At 68.7% G+C, this 21,583-nt stretch carries 20 protein-coding genes and 6 tRNA genes; 22 read left to right on the plus strand and 4 right to left on the minus strand.

What is annotated here, in order from left to right; translation table 11 throughout:
• Window positions 1-34: 34 nt before the first annotated feature.
• The 4 genes from NR792_RS37480 to NR792_RS37495 all read left to right on the plus strand — a co-directional run bounded on the left by NR792_RS37480 (window position 35) and on the right by NR792_RS37495 (window position 4,684).
• Window positions 35-2,101 (plus strand): ATP-dependent helicase, encoded by a 2,067-nt coding sequence (locus NR792_RS37480; RefSeq protein ID WP_375757490.1) that lies wholly within the window; start codon window positions 35-37, stop codon window positions 2,099-2,101.
• Window positions 2,102-2,270: 169 nt separating this feature from the next.
• A complete protein-coding gene (rplM, locus tag NR792_RS37485; RefSeq protein WP_120607818.1) occupies window positions 2,271-2,717 on the plus strand; it encodes a 50S ribosomal protein L13 in 447 nt (148 codons plus the stop codon).
• Window positions 2,718-2,726: 9 nt separating this feature from the next.
• Window positions 2,727-3,128 (plus strand): 30S ribosomal protein S9, encoded by a 402-nt coding sequence (gene rpsI / locus NR792_RS37490; RefSeq protein ID WP_120526842.1) that lies wholly within the window; start codon window positions 2,727-2,729, stop codon window positions 3,126-3,128.
• A 143-nt stretch (window positions 3,129-3,271) separates the two neighbouring features.
• Window positions 3,272-4,684, plus strand: coding sequence for a type IV pilus twitching motility protein PilT (locus NR792_RS37495; protein ID WP_375757491.1), 1,413 nt, complete (start codon window positions 3,272-3,274; stop codon window positions 4,682-4,684).
• 51 nt (window positions 4,685-4,735) lie between these two features.
• Here NR792_RS37495 and NR792_RS37500 read toward each other — a convergent pair whose 3' ends face one another.
• Entirely contained in the window at window positions 4,736-5,473 is a 738-nt protein-coding gene (locus NR792_RS37500; protein ID WP_375757492.1) for a hypothetical protein, read from the minus strand.
• 36 nt (window positions 5,474-5,509) lie between these two features.
• On the opposite strand from NR792_RS37500, the gene NR792_RS37505 reads away from it, so the two are divergent.
• The 13 genes from NR792_RS37505 (at window position 5,510) to NR792_RS37565 (ending at window position 13,054) form a co-directional block, all read left to right on the plus strand.
• A complete protein-coding gene (locus NR792_RS37505) occupies window positions 5,510-6,016 on the plus strand; it encodes a regulatory protein RecX (protein ID WP_375757493.1) in 507 nt (168 codons plus the stop codon).
• Window positions 6,017-6,028: 12 nt separating this feature from the next.
• On the plus strand, window positions 6,029-6,799 hold the full coding sequence (locus NR792_RS37510; RefSeq protein WP_375757494.1) for an outer membrane protein assembly factor BamD: 771 nt from the start codon (window positions 6,029-6,031) through the stop codon (window positions 6,797-6,799).
• Entirely contained in the window at window positions 6,796-7,500 is a 705-nt protein-coding gene (locus NR792_RS37515; protein WP_375757495.1) for a hypothetical protein, read from the plus strand. Before NR792_RS37510 ends, NR792_RS37515 begins: the two co-directional genes overlap by 4 nt.
• Before the next feature lie 37 nt (window positions 7,501-7,537).
• Window positions 7,538-8,260, plus strand: a complete 723-nt coding sequence (locus NR792_RS37520) for a lipopolysaccharide assembly protein LapB (RefSeq protein ID WP_207055600.1) — start codon at window positions 7,538-7,540, stop codon at window positions 8,258-8,260.
• 37 nt (window positions 8,261-8,297) lie between these two features.
• Window positions 8,298-9,242: a DUF4388 domain-containing protein gene (locus tag NR792_RS37525; RefSeq protein ID WP_120526836.1), complete on the plus strand. Its 945-nt coding sequence runs from the start codon at window positions 8,298-8,300 to the stop codon at window positions 9,240-9,242.
• An 11-nt stretch (window positions 9,243-9,253) separates the two neighbouring features.
• A complete protein-coding gene (gene selD / locus NR792_RS37530; RefSeq protein ID WP_375757496.1) occupies window positions 9,254-10,318 on the plus strand; it encodes a selenide, water dikinase SelD in 1,065 nt (354 codons plus the stop codon).
• A gap of 65 nt (window positions 10,319-10,383) precedes the next feature.
• Window positions 10,384-11,190, plus strand: coding sequence for an N-acetylmuramoyl-L-alanine amidase (locus NR792_RS37535; RefSeq protein WP_375757497.1), 807 nt, complete (start codon window positions 10,384-10,386; stop codon window positions 11,188-11,190).
• 47 nt (window positions 11,191-11,237) lie between these two features.
• Complete coding sequence (rph, locus tag NR792_RS37540) at window positions 11,238-11,942, plus strand: ribonuclease PH (RefSeq protein WP_375757498.1); 705 nt, start codon at window positions 11,238-11,240, stop codon at window positions 11,940-11,942.
• Window positions 11,939-12,529, plus strand: coding sequence for an RdgB/HAM1 family non-canonical purine NTP pyrophosphatase (gene rdgB, locus NR792_RS37545; RefSeq protein WP_375757499.1), 591 nt, complete (start codon window positions 11,939-11,941; stop codon window positions 12,527-12,529). Before rph ends, rdgB begins: the two co-directional genes overlap by 4 nt.
• A 71-nt stretch (window positions 12,530-12,600) precedes the next feature.
• Window positions 12,601-12,674: transfer RNA gene (locus tag NR792_RS37550), tRNA-Pro, on the plus strand.
• 38 nt (window positions 12,675-12,712) lie between these two features.
• A tRNA-Arg gene (locus NR792_RS37555) sits at window positions 12,713-12,786 on the plus strand.
• A gap of 99 nt (window positions 12,787-12,885) precedes the next feature.
• Window positions 12,886-12,959, plus strand: a tRNA-His gene (locus tag NR792_RS37560).
• A gap of 21 nt (window positions 12,960-12,980) precedes the next feature.
• A tRNA-Arg gene (locus tag NR792_RS37565) sits at window positions 12,981-13,054 on the plus strand.
• Window positions 13,055-13,130: 76 nt separating this feature from the next.
• Here NR792_RS37565 and NR792_RS37570 read toward each other — a convergent pair.
• The 3 genes from NR792_RS37570 to bet all read right to left on the minus strand — a co-directional run bounded on the left by NR792_RS37570 (window position 13,131) and on the right by bet (window position 17,232).
• The gene (locus NR792_RS37570; RefSeq protein ID WP_375757501.1) at window positions 13,131-14,333 is read right to left on the minus strand and encodes a hypothetical protein; all 1,203 of its coding nucleotides are present in this window, start codon (window positions 14,331-14,333) and stop codon (window positions 13,131-13,133) included.
• 275 nt (window positions 14,334-14,608) lie between these two features.
• A complete protein-coding gene (locus NR792_RS37575; RefSeq protein WP_375757502.1) occupies window positions 14,609-15,820 on the minus strand; it encodes a hypothetical protein in 1,212 nt (403 codons plus the stop codon).
• Window positions 15,821-16,122: 302 nt separating this feature from the next.
• Window positions 16,123-17,232 (minus strand): phage recombination protein Bet, encoded by a 1,110-nt coding sequence (gene bet / locus NR792_RS37580; RefSeq protein ID WP_375757503.1) that lies wholly within the window; start codon window positions 17,230-17,232, stop codon window positions 16,123-16,125.
• Window positions 17,233-17,566: 334 nt separating this feature from the next.
• Between bet and NR792_RS37585 the strand changes: the two genes are divergently transcribed.
• The 5 genes from NR792_RS37585 (at window position 17,567) to clpX (ending at window position 21,421) form a co-directional block, all read left to right on the plus strand.
• A tRNA-Lys gene (locus NR792_RS37585) sits at window positions 17,567-17,639 on the plus strand.
• Window positions 17,640-17,771: 132 nt separating this feature from the next.
• Window positions 17,772-17,853: transfer RNA gene (locus tag NR792_RS37590), tRNA-Leu, on the plus strand.
• Between the two features lie 103 nt (window positions 17,854-17,956).
• The gene (gene tig, locus NR792_RS37595) at window positions 17,957-19,234 is read left to right on the plus strand and encodes a trigger factor (protein ID WP_375757504.1); all 1,278 of its coding nucleotides are present in this window, start codon (window positions 17,957-17,959) and stop codon (window positions 19,232-19,234) included.
• Between the two features lie 47 nt (window positions 19,235-19,281).
• The gene (gene clpP, locus NR792_RS37600) at window positions 19,282-19,902 is read left to right on the plus strand and encodes an ATP-dependent Clp endopeptidase proteolytic subunit ClpP (protein ID WP_338264390.1); all 621 of its coding nucleotides are present in this window, start codon (window positions 19,282-19,284) and stop codon (window positions 19,900-19,902) included.
• A gap of 235 nt (window positions 19,903-20,137) precedes the next feature.
• Window positions 20,138-21,421 (plus strand): ATP-dependent Clp protease ATP-binding subunit ClpX, encoded by a 1,284-nt coding sequence (clpX, locus tag NR792_RS37605; protein ID WP_014394869.1) that lies wholly within the window; start codon window positions 20,138-20,140, stop codon window positions 21,419-21,421.
• The last annotated feature ends 162 nt before the right edge of the window (window positions 21,422-21,583 follow it).

Here is a 21,583-nt window from a genome sequence, read left to right on the forward strand (position 1 = left end):
GGACGAATCAAAGGGTATCCCTGGCCCGCGCGCAATGGACCTTTCGAAGCTCAATCCTCCTCAGCGCGAGGCCGTCGAGACGCTCCAGGGCCCGCTGCTCGTGCTGGCGGGCGCGGGCAGTGGAAAGACGCGGGTCATCACCCACCGCATCGTCCACCTGCTCAACGAGCGGCCGAACCACATCATGGCCCGCAACATCCTGGCCGTGACCTTCACCAACAAGGCCGCCACGGAGATGAAGGAGCGGCTCATCCACATGGCCGGGCCGCGCGCCCAGGGCGTGCTGGTGTGCACCTTCCACGCGTTCGGCGCGGAGGTGCTGCGCGAGGACATCCACCGGCTGGGCTGGCCGAAGAAGTTCGCCATCGCGGACATGGGCGACCAGCTGTCCATCATCCGCCGCGCCATGCGCGAGAAGCGCATCGACGACCGCGCCTTCGACGCGCGCAAGGTCCTCACCCTCATCTCCAAGGCGAAGAACTCCGGCGAGGCGCCGCAGCCCAAGCCGGAGGGGATGGGGGACGACTACGACCTCATCACCTCCATGGTCTTCGCGGACTACCAGCTCGCGCTCAAGGCGCAGGGCTCGGTGGACTTCGACGACCTCCTGGTGCTGCCCGCGCGCCTGTTGCGCGAGCACCCGGACCTGCACCGCAAGTACACGGCCCGCTTCCAGTACCTCCTGGTGGACGAGTTCCAGGACACCAACCACGCGCAGTTGGACCTGCTCAAGCTGCTGGCGGGCACGGCCCGGAACGTGTGCGCGGTGGGCGACGACGACCAGTGCATCTACTCCTGGCGCGGCGCGGAGGTGCGCAACATCCTGGACTTCGACAAGCACTTCCCGGGCGGCAAGGAGGTGCGGCTGGAGCAGAACTACCGCTCCATGCAGCGCGTGCTGGACGCTGCCAACGCCGTCATCGCCAAGAACCCGGAGCGCAAGGACAAGCGCATGTGGACCGACCGCAAGGGCGGTCCGCTGGTGAAGGTGGTGGCGTGTCCCAACGACGAGGAGGAGGCCCGCTTCGTCGCGCACGAAATCCAGAAGCACATCTCGCTGGGCATCCCCGCGGACGACATCGCGGTGCTCTACCGCACCAACGGCCAGGCGCACCCGGTGGAGGAGATGCTGCGTGAGAAGAACATCCCCTACGAGGTCGTGGGCGGCAGCGAGTTCTTCGACCGCAGCGAGGTGAAGGACGTCATCGCGTACTTCAAGGTCCTGGCGAACAAGCTGGACGAAATCTCCCTCATGCGCATCGTCAACGTGCCCTCGCGCGGCATCGGGGACGTCACCATGGAGCGGCTGCACGCGCACTCGCGCGCGGAGGGCGTGACGCTCTGGACGGTGATGCGCCGCGCGGACACCTACGAGGACCTGCCCGCGGGCGCGGGCGGCAAGGTGCTGGAGTTCGTGGAGATGGTGGAGCGCTACCGCGACGCCTTCGCCCAGACGCCCCGCCTGTCGGAGGCCACGCACAAGCTGCTGGAGGAGATCGGCTTCCGGGAGGCCACCCGCGCCAAGGCCGTCTCCGGCACCGCCGCGGACAAGAAGCTCAAGGGCGTGGATCAGGTGCTCGCGTCACTGGAGAAGTTCGAGAAGCGCGAGGGCCCCAAGGCCAGCCTCCTCACGTACTTGAACCGCCTCAGCCTGGACACGCGCCAGGAGGAGGAGGACGTCCCCGGGCAGAACAAGCGCGTGACGCTGATGTCCCTGCACGCCTCCAAGGGCCTGGAGTACCGGCTCGTCTTCTTCATCGGCATGGAAGAGGACCTGATGCCCCACGGCGGCATGCAGGGCGAGGCACAGAACCTCGAGGAGGAGCGCCGCCTCTGCTACGTGGGCATCACCCGCGCCAAGGAACTGCTCTACCTCACCCGCTCCACCGTGCGCGTGAAGCGCGGCAAGGAGGTCCCCCGGACGCCCTCGCGCTTCCTGGAGGACCTCCCCCCGGACGCCTTCGAGGTCGTGGACATGGACGCGCCGCGTCAAGGCCCTCCGGACGAGAAGGAGAAGAACTTCTTCGCGAACCTGAAGGAGCGCTTCAAGAAGCCTGCCGTCGGCGGCCCGGGCCCTGGCTCCCCTGGCCGGGCGCCCTGACGGGCTCCCCTGTACGCCCAACCTTGACTTGATCCCGCCGTCCTACTAGGAGGGTCAGCCTTTCCGGGCTTCTGTCGGAGTTTAGGCGGAGGACCCGCGGTTGGTATCGCACGAGCACGCGGCCCCTGGCATGCACCTGGGCGCCGCGCCGAAGTCTGGAGTGCACGAAATGTCGCAGAAGACCTACAGCGCCAAGGCTGGGGACATCAAGCGCCAGTGGCACGTCATCGACGTGTCCGACAAGGTGCTTGGTCGCGCCGCCAGTCAGATCGCCACCCTCCTGAAGGGCAAGCACAAGCCCACGTACACCCCGTCCATCGACACGGGTGACCACGTCATCGTCATCAACGCCGACAAGGTGAAGGTGACGGGCACGAAGGAGACGGACAAGCAGTACTACCGTCACCCGTACGCCGGTTTCCCGGGCGCCCTGAAGATCACCAACCTCCAGAAGCTGCGCCAGCGTCACCCCGAGGACATCATCCTCAACGCCGTGCGCCGCATGCTGCCCCGCAGCGCCCTGGGCCGTCAGATGATGACGAAGCTCAAGGTGTATGCTGGTGACACCCATCCGCACACCGCGCAGAAGCCGGTGGCGTACAAGGTCGAGGCGTAAGGAACAACCATGGCGATCAATCCTGAACTCGGTTTCTACGCCACGGGCCGCCGCAAGGAGGCCACCGCTCGCGTCTGGGTGCGTCCTGGCAACGGCGCTGTCGTCATCAACGGCCGCGACATCAACGAGTACTTCGGCCGTGAGACGTCGAAGATGGTGCTCAACCAGCCGCTGGAGATCCTGGAGCAGAAGGGCAAGCTCGACGTCACGGTCAACGTGCGCGGCGGCGGCCTCTCTGGCCAGGCCGGTGCCATCCGTCACGGCATCGCGCGCGCGCTGTGCGCCTTCAACCCGGAGTTCCGTCCGGCGCTGAAGAAGGCCGGCTTCCTCACCCGCGACGCCCGCGCGGTCGAGCGCAAGAAGTACGGCCAGCCCGGCGCCCGTCGTCGGTTCCAGTTCTCCAAGCGCTAATCACGCTTGCCGGCCAGCTGTCCGGCCGTTCGTCGGCGGGGGTTTCCTTCGGGAAGCCTCCGCCGTCGTGCTTTGCGGGCAAGCGGGTGGGCCCGGCCCCGTCGCGGCGTGCGCGGGCGTTCTGCTACCATCCCGGCACCCTCATGGAACTCAACGAAATCCTGCAGATCGCCCTGCGCGGCGGAGCCTCCGACATCCACCTGAAGGCGGGCCTGCCGCCCATGTTCCGCGTGGACGGTTCGCTGGTGCCGCTCAAGGACGGCCGCCGCCTGCCCCCGGAAGAGGTGGCGCGCATGGCGTTCGGCATCATGAACGAGTTCCAGAAGGAGAAGTTCAAGGTCAGCAACGAAGTGGACCTGGCCTACGGCGTGCCGGGCCTGGGCCGCTTCCGCGTGAACGTCTTCCAGCAGCGCGGCACGGTGGGCGCCGTGCTCCGCGTCATCCCCTTCAAGGTGATGACGATGAAGGACCTGCTGCTCCCCACGGTGCTGGAGAAGGTGTGCGGCGAGGAGCGCGGCCTGGTGCTGGTGACGGGCACCACGGGCTCCGGCAAGTCCACCACGTTGGCGGCGATGATCGACTACATCAACTCCAACGAAACCAACCACATCATGACCATCGAGGACCCCATCGAGTTCCTCATCCGCGACAAGCGCTCCATCGTGAACCAGCGCGAAGTGGGTGTGGACACGATGAGCTTCTCGCAGGCCTTGAAGTCCGCGCTGCGCCAGGACCCGGACGTCATCCTGGTGGGCGAAATGCGCGACCACGAGACCATTGAAACGGCGCTCCACGCCGCGGAGACGGGCCACCTGGTGATGTCCACGCTGCACACGCTGGACGCCACGGAGACCATCAACCGCATCGTGTCCGCGTTCCCCCCGCACCAGCAGAAGCAGGTGCGCCTGCAGCTCTCCAGCGTGCTGCGCGGCGTGGTCAGCCAGCGCCTGGTGCCGCGCGCGGACGGCAAGGGCCGCGTGGCCGCGGTGGAGGTGCTTCGCGTCACCGCGCGCGTGCGCGAGCTGATTGAGGACAAGGACCGCACGAAGGAGATCCACGACGCCATCTCGCAGGGCACGGACTCCTACGGGATGCAGACCTTCGACCAGTCGCTGATGAGCCTCGTGCGCAACGGCCTGGTCACCTACGAGGAGGCCCACCGCCAGGCCAGCAACCCGGACGACTTCGCGCTGCGCTTCTCCGGCATCAGCGGCACGTCCGACTCGAAGTGGGACAACTTCGACGCCAAGGCCGGCGAGGAGCGGCCCATCCCGGGCTCCGCGTCCTTCGCGCAGAAGGGCGCGCCCGCCGCCGCGGCCCCCGCGGCGCCCGCGCCGGTGCCCCAGGCCCCGCGTCCCGGAGCGCCCATGGCGGCCCGTCCGATGACGCCTCCGCCCGGTGTCGCGGCCCCGCGCCCCGCCACGCCTCCGCCCGGTGTCGTCCAGGGCCGGCCCCTGCCTCCGCAGGTGGCGGCCCGTCCGCCCACGCCCGCTCCGGTGGCCGCGCCCGCTCCGGCGGCCGGGGGCGATGACGACTTCCAGATCGAACGCTTCTAGCGGCTCACGCCGGAGCCGCCCCTCCCAAGGAGGCGGCTCGGGCGTCGCGGCTCAGGCGTCGTCGTCCCCCAGCTGCGCGCGCAGCCGGGTGAGGCGCATCGGGCCGATGAGCCCCTGGTGCGCCAGCGTCTGCAGCAGCGACACGGTGGCGCGCACGCGCGCGTCCTGCACCTCGTCGGACTCCTGGACGACCTCGTTGTCGAGCAGCGTCTCCAGGTGCTCCGGGTTGATGGAGGTGGGCCCCTCCGACCACGCGATGTCGAACAGCGCCCGGGCCATGTGCTCGCGCGCCTTGCGGTCCGCGTCGTTGGGCGCGGCCTTGGCGAACGCGAGGAACAGCGCGTCCACGGACTCCTTGGACAGCGCGGCCAGGGCGGGCACCTCGCCCAGCGACTCCTTCACGTAGTCCGCGTCGAAGCTGTCCACCTCCTGCTCGTAGCCGAAGGCCTCCTCCAGCAGGATGGACGCGAGGAAGGCGTCGGACTCCTCGTCGCTCGCGCCCTCCTCCTTCAGCGCCTCGCGCGCCTTCTGCGTCGCGGCGGACAGGGCCTCATCCCCCGTGAGAGCGCGCGCGGCGGCGTGCGCGGCCAGCAGCACCAGCGCGGCCTGGGCGTCGGAGGACAGCGCGCGGCCGCTCACGCCCAGCAGCATGCCCTTCTGCTTGGGGTTGGCGTCCGCGGCGGCCACGAAGTGCTGCTCCTCCGGAGTCAGCGGTTCACCCGCCTGCTCCTTGCGGAGCGTTTCCCTGGCGGCGTCGGCGGTGAGGAAGCGGGCGAGGATGGGGTGCATGGCGAAGGCCTGTTACCACATGGTAGGGACTCCGCGATGGTTGACGAGCCCGAGGGTCCGGAGGCTGTCCAGCGCGCCACCGACGCCTGCCTGCGCCTGCTCAGGGCGCGCGGCAGGAGCCGGCACGAGCTGACGCTCGCCCTGGAGCGCAAGGGCTTCCCGGCGTCCGTCCGCGACGCGGTGCTCGCCCGCCTCTCGGAGTGGGGCTACCTGGACGACGCGAAGTTCGCGCGCGACCGCGCCGCGGCCCTCCTGGGCAAGGGGAAGCTGGGGCCCCGGGCCGTGCTCCAGCGGCTGCAGGCGCACGGGCTGGAGGGCACGGAGGCCCGGCGGGCGCTGTCGGAGGCGAAGGACGCGGTGGGCTTCGACGCGCTGGAGGCCGCCCGGCAGGTGCTGGAGAGGCGGCGCCTGGCAGGCCGCCCGCTGGACGCGAAGGAGCAGGCCCGCGCGGGGCGGCTGTTGCTCAGCCGGGGTTTCGCGCCGGACATCGTGACCCGGCTGGTGGGAGAACCTTCGCTGGACCCCTCCGGGCAGGACGAATAGTTTGGGGGCGTGATGCGCTCCGCCGTCCTCGTCCTGTCCGCCCTGCTGATGTCCTCCTGTGCCGCCCTCTCCGCGGGGCCCGCGGGCGAGCCCGACTACGCCACCCAGGCGGCGGAGAACCTGGCGCTGGGCGAGGTCGCGCTGGAGGACAAGGACTTCTTCAAGGCGGAGAAGTACTTCGACCACGTCCGCACCAAGTTCCCCTACCTGGAGGCGGCCCGCGAGGCGGAGCTGAAGCTGGCGGACCTGGACTTCGCCCGGGAGATGTTCCCGGAGGCGCGCGACAAGTTCGACTCCTTCATCAAGCTGCACCCCACGCACCCCAAGGTGGACTACGCCGCCTACCGCGCGGCGCTCTCCTACGTGGAGGAGTTCCCCTCGGAGTTCTTCGCCCTGCCGCCTTCGTACGAGAAGGAGCAGAAGCCCATGTACGACGCGCTCCGGGCCATGAACGGCTTCCTGCGCCAGTACCCGGATTCGCAGTACGTGAAGGACGCCACGGTGCACCGGGACGACGCCCGCCAGCGCCTGGCGCGCCACGAGCTGTACGTCGCGTCCTTCTACGCGAAGCGCGAGCGCTGGAAGGCCGTGGCCCAGCGCCTGGAGGGGCTGCTCAAGGACTACCCGGGCACGCCGCTGGAGGAGGAGGCCCTCTTCGACCTGCACAACGCCTACGTGAAGCTCAACGACACGGAGCGCGCGCAGAACACGCTGCGTGAGGTCCTCAAGCGCCTGCCGGGCACGCCCGCCGCCCAGCGCGCCCAGAAGATGCTGGGGTCGTGAGACGCCTGGAGGACTGGGGGCGGCTGGGGGGCATCGGCATCGCCGTGCTCGCGGTCACCGGTGTCCTCCTGTTCCTGGGCCCGCGCCTGCTGGGCTTCGCGGCCGGGCCGGAGGCGGAGGTCATCACCGCCCTCAAGGAAGCCGAGCACGACGGCGTGTCGCTCACCGTACCGGGCTCGAGCGTGCCGCTCGTGTCACGCAAGCTCCAGTACGCCCGCATCACGGTGTCGGTGGCGCCGGATGGCCGGAGCGCGGAGGCCTTCGCCACGCTGGACTTCGAGGGCGTGCTGGGCGCCACCACGGTCAGCACCGCGGGTGTGGAGGCGGTGCCCTTCACCCGCGAGTCCGGCCGCTGGAAGCCCGCGTCCTCGCTGGCGCCCCGGCTGGTGGCGGTGGTGGCGGCGCTGGAGGCGCGGCGGCGGGCCCTGGCGGACGGCCGGCCGGACGCGCTCGCCCGGCTGGCGGGCCCGGGAGGAGACGGCGGGGCGGGGCGGACGTGGGAGGAGATGGCCCCCCTGACCCGGCGGCGGCTGACGGCCCAGGCGTGGTACGCGCGGCTGGAGCGGGACGAGGCGACGGTGACGGAGCACTACCGGGTGGAGGGAGACCTTCCGGCGCGGCCGGTGGACACCCGGGGGGAGCGTCCGCTTTTGCTCGTGCGCGAGGGCGATCAATTCTTGTTTTCGCCCGGGCTCATGTAGGCTACCCGAGGAGGCAGGGGCCCGCGCGGGCCGAGTCATGGACGAAGCCCTCAAGCAGCTACTGACCCTCGGGCGCGGCTCCTTCGAGAAGAAGCAGTACGCCCAGGCCGAGCAGTTCCTGACGAAGGTGGTCGAGCAGAATCCGACCTTCGCCGACGTCTACAACATGCTCGGCATCATCTACCACGACCAGGGCCAGTTCGCCCGGGCGCAGCGGGCCTTTGAGTCCGCGCTGCGGCTCAACCCCGCGTACACCGAGGCCGCGCTCAACCTGGCGGTCATCTACAACGACATGGGGAAGTACGCGGAGGCGAAGGAGGTCTACCAGGCCGCCTTGTCCCGCCAGAAGGGCGCCCCCGGCGAGCTCGACCCCTACGTCATGAAGAAGGTGGCCAACATGTACGCCGACATTGGCGACGTGTTCGCCTCCAGCGGCGTGTGGCAGAAGGCCATTGAAGAGTACCGCCGCGCGCTGGCGCACTTCCCGGAGTTCGTGGACATCCGCCTCAAGCTCGGCAACGCGCTGAGGGACGCCGGGGACAACGCGGCGGCCATCGCGGAGTACGAACAGGTCATCGCGCAGAATCCGTCGTACATTCCTGGACGGATCAATTATGGAATCGCCCTCTACTCGGCGGGACGCCGTGACGAGGCGGTGAAGGTCTGGGAAGACGTGCTCGTGCGCAGCCCCGGCAACAAGAGCGCGCAGATGTACCTCAACCTGGTGAAGGACCCGGGGAAGGCGGAAGTGACGGGTTGAGCACCATGGCAACTTCCATCATCGAGGTCGCGGCACCGTGAGCACTCCTGGCGGTACGGCGAAGTCCTTTGCCCTCAAGTTCATCTCCGGGAAGTACCAGGGCGGTGAGTTCCCGCTGAAGGCCAACAAGCAGATCGTCGTCGGACGGTCGAGCGAGTTGGACATGGTGCTGGTGGAGGACATGGTCTCGCGCAAGCACGCGAAGATTCTGTTCTCCGACGGAGCCATCACCATCGAGGACCTGGGGTCCACCAACGGCACCTTCGTCAACGGCGAGAAGGTCAAGCAGGCCAAGCTGAAGGAGGGGGACCGCATCCTCATCGGGACCTCCATCCTCAAGCTCGTGCACCAGGGCGCGGAGAGCGCCGCCGTGGACGAGAGCGTCGTGAAGCAGAAGCTGGAGGAGGCCGCCGCCGCCCAGGCCGCGCGGACCACCAAGGCCAGCTCCATGACGGGGAAGATTGAGGAGATCCCCCTCCCGGACCTGCTCCAGCTCTTCCACACGTCCAAGAAGAACGGCGTGCTCGTGGTGAACAACGCCCACGAGGGCCGCATCTACCTGCGCCAGGGCCGCGTGTACTACGCGGTCATCGACGACAACCACAACCTGGGCCCGCAGAAGAGCTTCAACCGCATCGTCACCTGGGAAGAGGGTGACTTCGAGCTGCGCCCCGCGGACACCCAGGAGTTCATGGTGGAGCTGGACTCCTCCACCGAAGCGCTCCTGATGGACGCCCTGCGGCAGCTGGACGAGTTCAAGCGCCTGCAGCCGAACCTGCCGCCCATGGCCACGGCGCTGCGCATCGCGCAGCCGTTGACGGCGCCGCTCAAGGAGCTGACGCCCGAGATGCTGGACGTGCTGCAGCTCGTGCACAACCACGGCTCGCTGGGCGGCGTGCTGGACCACTCGGACGGCGACGACGTGCTCACCGCCGAATCGGTGGTGCAGCTCATGAAGCGCGACTACGTGCGCGCGGAGTAAGGCAGGGAACCATGGCGGGCGGGAAGCCGGTGGCGCCGAAGAAGCGCCTCACGGAGATGAGCCACTGCGCGGGCTGCGCGGCGAAGCTCAAGGCGGGGGACCTGGCCACGGTCCTGGGCGGGCTCAAGGGGGCGGCGTCCCACTCCCGGGCCCTGGTGGGCTTCAACACGAACGACGACGCCGCCGTGTACCAGGTGGCGCCGGGCATGGCCGTGGTGGAGACGGTGGACTTCTTCCCGCCGCTCGTGGACGACCCGTTCCAGTTCGGCGCCATCGCGGCGGCCAACGCGCTGTCGGACATCTGGGCCATGGGCGCGAAGCCGCTGTTCGCGCTCAACCTGGTGTGCTTCCCGGACGAGCTGCCGCTCAAGACGCTGCAGAAGATCCTGGCGGGCGGCCAGTCCAAGGCGGACGAGGCGGGCATCCCCATCCTGGGCGGCCACAGCATCCGCGACCCGGAGCCCAAGTTCGGCATGGCCGTCACCGGCGTGGTGCACCCGAAGAAGGTGCTCACCAACGCGGGCGCGAAGCCGGGGGACGTGCTCCTGCTCACCAAGCCCGTGGGCACGGGCATCGCCACCACCGCCATCAAGCGGGGGCTTGCGTCCAAGCAGCTCACGAAGCGCGTGACGGCGCAGATGGCCACGCTCAACAAGACATCCGGTGAGGTGTTCGCGTCGGGCGCCTTCAAGGTGAACGCGCTCACGGACGTGACGGGCTTCGGCCTGCTGGGCCACCTGCTGGAGATGATGAACGGCGCGAAGACGCGCGCGGCGGTGGACCTGGAGCGCATCCCGCTCATCGCGGAGGTGCCCGCGCTGGCGGAGGCCGGCGTGATTCCGGGCGGCACGAAGACGAACCTCGCCCACGTGAAGAAGCAGGTGACGTTCCCGGAGGGGCTGCCGGAGCACATCCAGTGGCTGCTCGCGGACGCGCAGACCAACGGCGGCCTGTTGGCCAGCGTGCCCGCGCGCCATGCGCTCAAGGCCATCCAGGCGCTGGAGAAGGCGGGCGTGGACGCGGCCCTCATCGGCGAGGTCCAGGCGGGCCGTCCGGGCATCGACGTCATCGGCTGAGGCACACCGGCACCGGGGAGCGGATTTCGCCTCCGGGCCGGGGCCCGGCTAACATCCGCGAGCGAATGTCGCCGCGCCGCTTCCCCTTCCGCCTCCTCCTGCTCGCGTGCCTCCTGCCGGCCCTCGCCGGGGCGGGGGAGCGCGCCGCGCGCATCGTCATCGACCCGGGACATGGCGGGGCGAAGGAGGGCGCGAAGGGGCCCGGCGAGCTCTGGGAGAAGGAGGTCGCCCTCCAGATTGCCCAGCGCCTGCGCGAGAAGCTGGAGGCCGCGGGCAGCGAGGTGTTCCTCACGCGCGAGCGCGACACGCAGATGGCGCTGTCGGAGCGGGTGGAGTTCTCCAACATCCAGCGGCCGGACCTCTTCCTCTCCATCCACGCCAACTCCATGCCCACGAAGCGCCTGCGCGAGCGCACCGAGGGCATCGAGACGTACTTCCTCTCCGCCAACGCCTCCGGTGAGGCGGCGCGAGCGGTGGCGGACCGCGAGAACGCGGAAGCCCCCACGGCCCGTGCCTCGCGCGGGCACTCCACGCTGGCCTTCATCCTGGATGACCTGGCGCGCACGGAGGCGCACTCGGACGCGTCCCGGCTGGCCTACGCCATCCACCCGCGCCTGGTGTCCAGGAGCGGCGCCGCGGACCGGGGCGTGCAGCAGGCCCCCTTCTTCGTCCTCACGGGCGTGGAGGCGCCGGCGGTGCTGATTGAAGTGGGCTTCATCTCCCACCCCCAGGAGGGCGCGCGGCTGGGGAAGGCGGCGTACCAGGAGACCCTGGCGGCGGCCATCGCGGACGGCGTGCAGGCCTTCCTCCGGGAGACGCGCCGGCGGGACTCCTCGCCCCCGCAACCGGTGGCTGGATCCACGGCGCCCTGATAAAGCGTGGGGGCTTTTGAAGTCCCCTCGCGTCAGGAGCTTTCCCCGTGCGTTCCTTCAACCGTGGTGCGCTGGACCTCCGGCCTGTCACCCTCACGCCCAACGTCAACCGCTACGCGGAGGGCTCCGTGCAGGTGGAGTTCGGCCACACCAAGGTGCTCGTCACCTGCTCGGTGGAGGACCGCGTCCCGCCGCACCTGATGGGCAAGGGCAGCGGCTGGGTGACGGCCGAGTACGGCATGCTCCCGCGCGCCACGCACACCCGTGGCTCGCGCGAGGCCGCCAAGGGCAAGCAGTCCGGCCGCACCATGGAGATCCAGCGCCTCATCGGCCGGGCCCTGCGCGCGTCCGTGGACCTGCAGGCCCTGGGCGTGCGCACCTTCACGCTGGACTGCGACGTCATCCAGGCGGACGGCGGCACGCGCACCGCGTCCATCACCGGCGCGTACGTGGCGCTGGTGCTGGCCCTGCGCTCGCTCAACAAGCCGGGCCTGCTGAAGGGCCTCACCCCGCTGGCCGCCGTCTCCGTGGGCGTGGTGAACGGCGAGGTGCGCGTGGACCTGGACTACGACGAGGACTCCACCGCGGAGGTGGACCTGAACCTCGTGGCCACCGGCGACGGCCGCATCGTGGAGGTGCAGGGCACCGCCGAGCACAAGCTCTTCGACCGCAAGTCCATGGACGCGATGCTGGACGGAGGCCTGGCCGCCATCCAGCAGCTCACCGTCGCGCAGGCGAAGGTGCTGGGATGAAGCCGAAGCTGCTCTTCGCCACCGGCAACGCCGGGAAGGTGCGCGAGCTGCGGTTGCTCGTGGGCGACGCCGTGGAGGTGGTGTCCCTCAAGGACCTGCCCCCCGTGCCCGAGCCCGTGGAGGACGGCGCCACCTTCGAGGAGAACGCGGTGAAGAAGGCCCGCGAGTACTCCCTGGCCACCGGGCTGCCCGCGCTGGCGGACGACTCCGGGCTGTGCGTGGACGCGCTGGACGGGCGGCCCGGCGTGCACTCCGCCCGGTACGCGCCGGGAAGCGACAAGGACCGGTACGAGAAGCTGCTCCAGGACCTGGCGGACGTGCCGGACGGGGAGCGCACCGCGTCCTTCCGCTGTGCCCTGGCCCTGGTGACGGGGAAGGGTGCCGAGGCCCGGGTGGAGGTGGGCCGCTGCGAGGGCGTCATCCTGCGCGCGCCCAGGGGGACGAACGGCTTCGGCTACGACCCCGTGTTCCAGGTGGAGGGGGAGGGCGGCCGCTCCATGGCGGAGCTGGCGCCGGAGGAGAAGTCCCGGGTGTCGCACCGGGCCCGGGCGTTCCAGCTGATGCGCCGCCATCTGTTGGCGCTCTGACCGGGCGGGCGGGCGTCAGGAACAGCAAGCTTGCGCGTCCGTCCGCGTTAGGCGAAGAATGCAGCACTTCTCGGGGCGTAGCGCAGCCTGGTAGCGCACCTGCCTTGGGCGCAGGGGGTCGGAGGTTCAAATCCTCTCGCCCCGACTTGAAGTGCCGTAGGTATCAGCAGGGTTGTCCGACCAGCTCCAGTAGCTCAGCTGGATAGAGCACCGACCTTCTAAGTCGGGGGTCGCAGGTTCGAGCCCTGCCTGGGGCGCAAATCTGCTGGCAGATGGTTTTGGGCCTTGAACGGCCCCGGTTTCCACGGTAGGAGACCGCCGCTTTCAAAGCCGTGACGTGTGAAGTTGAAGTGACGGCGAATGTAGCTCAACTGGTTAGAGCGCCGGACTGTGACTCCGGAGGTTGCCGGTTCGATCCCGGTCATTCGCCCTTCTTCATTCGCTTCCTGTCGCGCCTATAGCTCAACTGGATAGAGCATCGGCCTTCGAAGCCGAGGGTTGGGGGTTCAAGTCCCTCTGGGCGCAACCCTTCCAGCCGTCTGAAGCGCACGCGGGGACTGCCCCGGCGCTTTTCGCGACCGGGGCTCCCGCTGGAACGCTTCTACTGAATCAGGCCCGGCCACCATCGGATCCGGCAGATGCGCTCTGACTCGGTGCCGTCCGGCGTGTGATAGTGGTTCTCGCTCGACGGCAGCGCCTCAACGACCGTGCCGTCCGCATCCAGGCTCAAGGGGCCGCATTCGGTGGACGAGCCAGGGAAGGCGAACGTGCCGCACGCCATCCCCGACGCCGTGATGAACTGTGCCCCGAGAGAGCAGCCTTGCGCGACCCGGAGATAGCCCCTGCCGTCGGGCAGCCGGAGGAGGTTGTCCGGTGCCCCTCGGGCGAGCCAGGTGGGGAGGGTGGAACTGGCGGGCCTCAGGGACTTGAAGGCGGCCGCCCAGCGCTTGTTGCCATGCTCCCAGATGGCCAGGAACAAGCCCTGTTTCGCCTGGGGCACGAATTCGTAGATGGCGTCGGGTCCGGGTGCCGGGGCCATGGCGAGGAACGGGGCGCCGGGCTGGCCCGAACTGTCCACCCAGAGGCCTTCCACCGTCGATGTCCCGAAGCGGGTCGTGCCCGCGGCCAGCAGTAGGGTGCGGCCCTGGGCGTCCACGCCCAGAGCCCTCGTCAGGGCACTCATGGAGACGGGGACGCTCCAGCGGACCTCACCGGTCGCGCTGTAGGCCTTGAGGGTGCCATCCGCCAGGAGCGCGCGGAGCCCGCCCGTGGGATCCACCGCCGTCCTCACGACCGGTGCCGTCTCAGGCGGGTGATGGGTGAATTGCCCGTTGGTGGTGTCCAGGTACGTCAGCCACGGCATTCCCCCGCCCAGGGGCGTGCTGAAGCCGAGGACGCCATTGGACTGGCTGGTCGGCTGGAAGTTGGACGCGGCGAAGCTGAGACTCATGAACGTGCTGTGGTCCTTCCCAATGACCCAGACATTGATGGACTGGTCATAGAGGCGGACCATGACCCCCCGCCCTGCTCCATCCGACACCGGCACGCCACACAGGGCGTTGAGCTGGGCGGGATCGAACTCGTAGTCCCACGCCCCCAGCGCTTCCGGTGAGACCGTGGGCATGTACCCGCACTCGGCGGGACGGGGGATGGGGTCCGGTTCTTCCGGCGGAAGCTCAGGGACCTCCTGCTCCAGAGGGCCACCCGCATCGGGCTCTTCAGGAGGATTGCCCGTGTCGGGCTCCTCGGGCGGCGAGGTGTCCTCGCCGATGACGCTCCCCGTGTCTGGGACGTCATCATCCACATCGACCACCTGGGGACCCGGAGGTGGGTCCTCCAGGGAACTCCCCGGCGCGGAGTTTCCGCAACCCACGCCCACGCCACCCGCGAACAGCCCCGCCACGATGAACCGCCATGCCCTGCGCCCGACCATGTGCCCTGCTCCATCCCGGTCAATGTCCCTGACCGAGAGTGCAGGTGGAGACGCACAGCGTGGAATGCAAGGGCCTGCGCCGAGGAAAGCAAGACGCCCGCGCCCCTCTTCGGGACGCGGGCGTTGATCAGCTCATCGAACGCCTTCTACTGAATCAGCGCCGGCCACCACCGGGCCCGGCACACGGTCTCAAGCTCGTAGCCGTCCGGGTAGTGGTACGCGTTATCCTGAGGCGGCAGGGCCTCGAAGAGCGTGCCGTCCGTGGCCACGCTCAACGGGCCGCAGGCGCCGTAGGTCGCGGGGATGCTGAACGTGCCGCACGTCTGGCCTGACGCCGTGATGAACTGGCCCTGGCGGTTGCAGCCCGGAGACACCCTCAGATAGCCCTTGCCTCCGGGCAGCCGCAAAAGGGCGTGCTGCGCCTCCAGCGCAAGCCAGGTTGGAGCGACCGAAGCGGCCGGCCTCAGGGGCTTGAATGCGGCGGCCCAGCGCTGGGTGCCGTTCTCCCGGATGGCCAGGAACAGCCCCTTCTTCGCTTGGGGCATGAGTTCATAGGAGGCCGTGCCGCCTGGCGCCGGTGCCAGCGCGAGGAACGGGGCGCCGGGCTGGCCCGCGCTGTCCACCCAGAGGCCTTCCGCCGTCGAGGGGCCGAAGCGGGTGTTCCCTGCGGCGAGCACCAGGGTGTGCCCCTGGGCGTCCACGCCCAGCGCTTTGACCGGGGCGCTCAATGCGACGGGAACGGTCCAGCGGACCTGGCCGGTCGCGCTGTAGGCCTTGAGGGTGCCATCCGCCAGGAGCGCGCGGAGCCCGCCCGTGGGATCCACCGCCGTCATCACGACCTGCGCCGGTTCGGCGGGATGATGGATGAGCTGGTCGTTGGAGGTGTCCACGTACGTCATCCACGGGAGCCCCCCGCCCGTGGGAGTGCTGAACCCCAGGATGCCATTGACCTGGCTGGTCGGCTGGAAGTGGGAGGCCTCGAAGTTGACCCCTCCGGAGTAGTTGTCCTTCCCAAGGACCCAGACACTGACGTTCGGGGGATAGTAGCGGAGCGACACCCCGCGGCCCGCTCCGTCCGACAGCGTCGCGCCACACGGGAACTCACGTTGGGCCGGATCCATCACGCTGTCCCACGCCCCGAGCGCCTCCGGTGGGAGCGTGGGCATGGACCCGCACTCCGCGGGGTCGGGGAGAGGATCCGGTTCCTCCGGTGGGAGCTCCGCGTCCGCCTGCTCCACGGGGCCGCCCGTGTCAGGCTCCTCGGGAGGCGTTCCCGTGTCGGGCTCCTCCTTGGGCGGCGAGGTGTCCTCGCCGATGACGCTCCCCGTGTCCGGAGCGTCATCCTGCACATCAATCACCTGGGAGTCCGGAGATGTCTCCTCCAGGGAACTCCCCGGCGCGGAGTTTCCGCAACCCGCGCCAACCCCACCCACGAACAGCCCCGCCACGACGAACCGCCATGCCCTGCGCCCGACCATGTGCCCTGCTCCATCCCGGTCAATGTCCATGACCGAGAGTGCAGGTGGAGACGCACGGCGTGAGGTGCCAGGAGTGTGCCCAAGTGGACCTGGCGAATGTTGAGCGCAGGAAAGCGAAACGCCCGCGTCCCCTCTTCGGGAACGCGGGCGTTCTTCACTTCAGCTCAGCGAACGGTGAGGGCTTACGCCTCCGGGTTCGTCCCGGAGCCGTCCTTGGAGGACGGCACGCGGCAGCGCAGCTCCGTCTCCGCCTCCAGCGCGGTGAGGTTCTCGCGCATGGCCTTCGCCCACTTGGCCCGGGGCTGCTCCATCAACTTCTCGTGCGCCAGGTCGATGGTCTCGCTCAGCTCGTCGTCGGACAGCTCGGACGTCGTCTTGCCCTTGTATGGGCCGAACGCCACCACCACGGCGCTCGCCTTGGGACGCTCGGGCGTCTTCTCCACGGGCACCGCCGCCACCGTCTTGGCCGGCGCCAGCGGCACGTCCACGTCGAGCCGGGGCTCCTCCTTCTCCGGCGCCCGCGCCGCCTCCACCGCCTTGGGCGCCTCCGCGGGGGCGGGGGCCGGGGCCAGGGTGGGGAAGGACGCCTTCACCGGGCCGGGCTTCGAGCCCAGCACCTCGTAGGAACCGGACGCGGGGGCCGGCTCGTCGTGCAAGCCGGGGCTCGCGTGCGAGTCGTACTCCTCGGCCGGCATCTCCTCGCGCACGTACAGTCCGCCGAAGGCCTCCGGGTACGCCTTGCGCAGCGCCGCCACGCGGGCGCACTTCTCGATCATCGTCGTGGGAATCTTGGCCCACAGCGGCGTCTGCTGGACGTAGCCGGAGAAGTCCAGCCAGACGACGACCGGGAGCTTCCCCTCGCGCACCACGCGCGACCAGGCACCCACGAGGGCGCCCTTGCGCTTGGCCGGGTTGAAGCGGTGCACCACCTCGCCCTTGCCCTGGTCCACGACGATCTCGTCCTCGGCGAACACCGCGCTCGCCTGGATGCCCTTGAAGTCCGGGAAGCGCTCCGCCCGGGCGAGCATGCCGGCCTCCGAGGGCTGGAACTCGTACTTCGTCACCCAGTTGGGGCGCTCGCGGTTGCCGATGTTCTGGCGGCGCGCCACGCAGAACGCTTCCTTGAGGAGCGGGTCCAACCCGCTGCGCTTGCACTGCTCGATGAAGAGGGCGAACTCGTCCTCGCTGATTCCCCGGGGGCAGATGGTCCGCTTCACCAGGTCCACCCGCTCCCGGTTCCAGGCCGCGCCCTGCGGCGACGTCGTTCCATCCGCCTTCACATTCGCATCCATCACTGTGTCTCCAGCACCGCTCGAAAAGGACGGACGACCCTCGCCCGACCACATGGTTGCCCGGGAACACGGCACACGACCCGTGAGGCAGGAGCCTGGATGGGCCCCTGCTACAGACCTGCAGCGTGAACCGCGGCGTGGATCAACATGCGAGCCGGGCCGACCCTTCGCATCGCTTCCTGGGGCCCTGGATGGTCGGCCGCACGCCGGGCATCCGGTTCCAACGCGGAGAATGGAAGGGGGGTGTGAAAAACGTTTTGACAGGGCGGGCGGCGCCCGGTATTCACCGCGCCACCTCGGACGTCGCGCAGCCAACGCGGCCGAAAGCAAAGCCGGGAGCGTAGCTCAATTGGCAGAGCAATGGACTCTTAATCCATAGGTTGTGGGTTCGATTCCCTCCGCTCTCACTCGCAGGGCCCCTTCTGGAAACGGAAGGGGCCCTGTGTCTTTTCCGGCATCCCCCAGCACACGGGCGCGGGCTGGAAAGCCCCTGTCGTCCACGGACGTTTCGGAGTAGGACGGCGGTCGCGCGACGCGTCGGGCGGGTGGCGAAACTGGTAGACGCGCCAGACTTAGGATCTGGTACCGCAAGGTGTGAGGGTTCGAGTCCCTCCTCGCCCATTTCGCGTTGACCCGTTCGTGCCTATCCCCTAAAGCCGCACGTCCCACTTTCCGGTTGCCGCCCCGGGACGTACAGCCCGTGGAGGCGGCGAGCGAGGCCCGCATGAAGGTCCAGGTCGAAGAGCTCTCTCCCATCGAGAAGAAGCTCTCCATCGAGGTCGACAACGCCCGCGTTGCTGAGGAGCTCAACCGCGCGTACGCCGCGCTCAGCGGCCAGGTGCGCCTGCCTGGCTTCCGCCAGGGCAAGGTTCCCCGCCGCATCCTCGAGCAGAAGTACCGCGAGCAGGTGGAGGACGACGTCATCCAGCGCGTCGTGCAGAAGGCCTACCTGGACGCCGTGCGCGAGCACAAGGTGGAGGCCGTCGCCTCTCCCCAGGTGACCAACTCCGGCCTCAAGCCCGGCGCCCCCTTCAGCTTCGAGGCGCGCGTGGAGGTGAAGCCGAAGGTGGAGGCCAAGGACTTCGAGGGCCTGGCCCTCACGAAGGTGGACACCGCCGTCGCCGACGACGCGGTGAACCAGCAGATTGAGCAGATGCGCCAGAACCTGGGCCGCATCGAGCCCGTCACCGACCGCGACACCGCGGCGCAGGGTGACCAGGTCACCATCGACTTCGAGGCGAAGGTGGACGGCAATGCCTTCCCCGGCAGCAAGGCGGACGGCATTGGCGTGCGCGTGCAGGACGGCGACCTCATCCAGGGCAACATCCCGCAGCTGGCGGGCGTGAAGGTCGGCGAGACGAAGGACGTCGAGTACACCTTCGCCCAGGACTACCAGGCCGAAGAGGTCCGCGGGAAGACGGCCGTCTTCCACATCACCGTCAAGGAGCTGAAGAAGCCGGTGGTGCCGGAGCTCAACGACGACTTCGCCAAGGAGACGGGCGTCGCGCAGACGGTGGACGAGCTGCGCGCCAAGGTGCGCTCGGACCTGGAGAAGGCCAAGAAGAACCAGGCCACCGTGGACGAGCGCGACGCGCTCATCAAGGCGCTGCTGGAGAAGAACCCGTTCGACGTGCCCCGCGCCATGGTGGAGCGCGCCATCGACTCCATGATGGAGGGCGCCTTCCGCCAGATGCAGCGCCAGGGCATCGACCCGCGCCAGCTGGGCCTGGACTTCAACCGCCTGCGCGACGAGATGCGGGAGAAGGCCACCCTGGAGGTGAAGGGCACGCTGCTGTTCGAGGCCATCGCCCAGCAGCAGAACATCCAGGCGTCCGACGAAGAGGTGGAGAAGCGCATCGAGGACCTCGCCATCGAGGCCAACCAGCCGGTCGCCCAGGTGAAGAAGTACTTCAAGGGCCCGGACGAGCGCCTTGGGTTGTCTCTGCGACTTCGCGAGGAAAAGACGATTGAATTCCTCAAGGGCCGGGCGAAGTATTCTTGAGGCTTTTCCTTCAAGTCTTTTGAGTCCCTTCTAGAGGTCCATCCGACATGCCCTTCATGCCCGTCCCCTACGTCATCGAGCAGACCCACCGGGGTGAGCGCTCGTACGACATCTACAGCCGGCTCCTGAAGGACCGCATCGTCATGCTGGGAACGGAGATCGACGATGACGTGGCCAACGCCATCGTCGCCCAGCTCCTGTTCCTGGAGTCGGAGGACCCGGACAAGGACATCAACCTCTACATCAACTCGCCCGGTGGCTCCGTGACGGCGGGCCTCGCCATCTACGACACGATGCAGTACGTCAAGGCGCCCGTCTCCACCATCTGCGTGGGGCAGGCGGCCTCCATGGGCGCCGTGCTGCTGCTCGCCGGCGCGAAGGGCAAGCGCTACTCGCTGCCCTCCAGCCGCATCATGATCCACCAGCCGCTGGGCGGCGCGCGTGGCCAGGCGACGGACATCGAAATCCAGGCCCGCGAAATCCTCCGGATGAAGGCCAAGCTCAACGAGCTCATCGTCAAGCACACCGGCCAGACGATCGAGCGCGTGGAGAAGGACACGGACCGCGACTACTTCATGGGCGCCGCGGAGGCGAAGGCGTACGGCATCCTCGACGCCATCCAGGACCCGCGGAAGGTCGTGGGCGTGAAGCCGGACGAGAAGAAGTAGACACACCGACATCCGAACGGGCCGGGGTGGCAACCACCCGGCCGGCGGCCGGGGGTGCTGGGAATCTTCTCCCGCGCCTCCGGCCTTCTCGTTTCTCCCGTCACGGGCATTTTCCCCTTGTTAAGTACCCGGAAGGTGCGTGGACGTTCCGGATGGGGGCTGACTAGATTGGACGTAGGGGCAGGGGACCGGACGCGAAGCGGGTTGGGGCCTTTCAGGCGCAGCGAGGGATTTCATGGCGGGTAAGAACGTGGAGAAGCGAGACAACCAGACCCTCTGCTGCTCCTTCTGCGGCAAGTCGCAGAAGGAGGTGAAGAAGCTCATCGCGGGCCCGACGGTCTACATCTGCGACGAGTGCATCGGGCTGTGCAACGACATCATCGCGGAGGAGATCGACCGCGAGGAGACCAAGGACACCAAGCTGCGCATCCCCCGGCCCTCGGAAATCAAGGCCGTGCTGGACGAGTACGTGGTGGGCCAGGAGCGCGCGAAGAAGACGCTCTCCGTGGCGGTGCACAACCACTACAAGCGCATCGAGTCCAAGGTCGCGATGGACGACGTGGAGCTGCAGAAGAGCAACATCCTGCTGCTCGGCCCCACGGGCTCCGGCAAGACGCTGCTCGCGCAGACCCTGGCGCGCATCCTCAACGTGCCCTTCACCATCGCGGACGCCACGTGCCTCACGGAGGCCGGCTACGTCGGCGAGGACGTGGAGAACATCATCGTCAACCTGCTGCAGGCCGCGGACCACGACATCGAGCGCGCGCAGCGGGGCATTGTCTACATCGACGAAATCGACAAGATCGCCCGCAAGTCGGAGAACCCCTCCATCACCCGCGACGTGAGCGGCGAGGGCGTGCAGCAGGCGCTCCTGAAGATCATCGAAGGCACGGTGGCCAACGTCCCGCCCAAGGGTGGCCGCAAGCACCCGCAGCAGGAGTTCCTGCAGGTGGACACCACCAACATCCTCTTCATCTGCGGCGGCGCGTTCGGCGGCCTGGAGCAGGTGATTGAGCGGCGCCTGGGTGGCCGCAGCCTGGGCTTTGGCGCGGAGATCCAGTCGCGCAAGCAGCGCAACTTGAGTGAGCTGCTCAAGCACGTGGAGCCGGAGGACCTGCTCAAGTTCGGCATGATTCCGGAGTTCATCGGCCGTCTGCCCATCATCACCGCGCTGGAGGAGCTGGACGAAGGCGCGCTCGTGAACATCCTGGGCGAGCCCAAGAACGCGCTCACCAAGCAGTACCGCAAGCTCTTCGAGCTGGACGGCGTGTCGCTGAAGTTCACCGACGGGGCGCTGAAGGCCATCGCGTCGGAGGCCATCCGCCGCAAGGCGGGCGCGCGCGGCCTGCGCTCCATCCTGGAGACGGCCATGCTGGACGTGATGTACGAAATCCCGTCCCGCAAGACGGCCCGCGAGGTGCTCATCTCCGAGGAGGTCATCCTCAAGAAGAGCGAGCCCGTCGTCCTGCACTCGCAGGACAACAAGGAGACGCCAGAGCCGAAGAAGGAATCGGCCTGAGCGAAGGCATCCCCTGGGGGCTCGTAAGGGCCTGAAGGAGATGGCGGGGCGCGTCACGGTCTTGACCGGGCGCGCCCTGTGTCTTTCCAGGGCCTCCAGGCGGGGAGCCGCGGCGCACTTTTTCCGGGCCGGGGGCGGGGGCTTCTTGTATCTGCTGTCCCC

The sequence above is a fragment of the Corallococcus exercitus genome, assembly GCF_042231735.1.
Lineage (GTDB): Bacteria > Myxococcota > Myxococcia > Myxococcales > Myxococcaceae > Corallococcus > Corallococcus exercitus_B.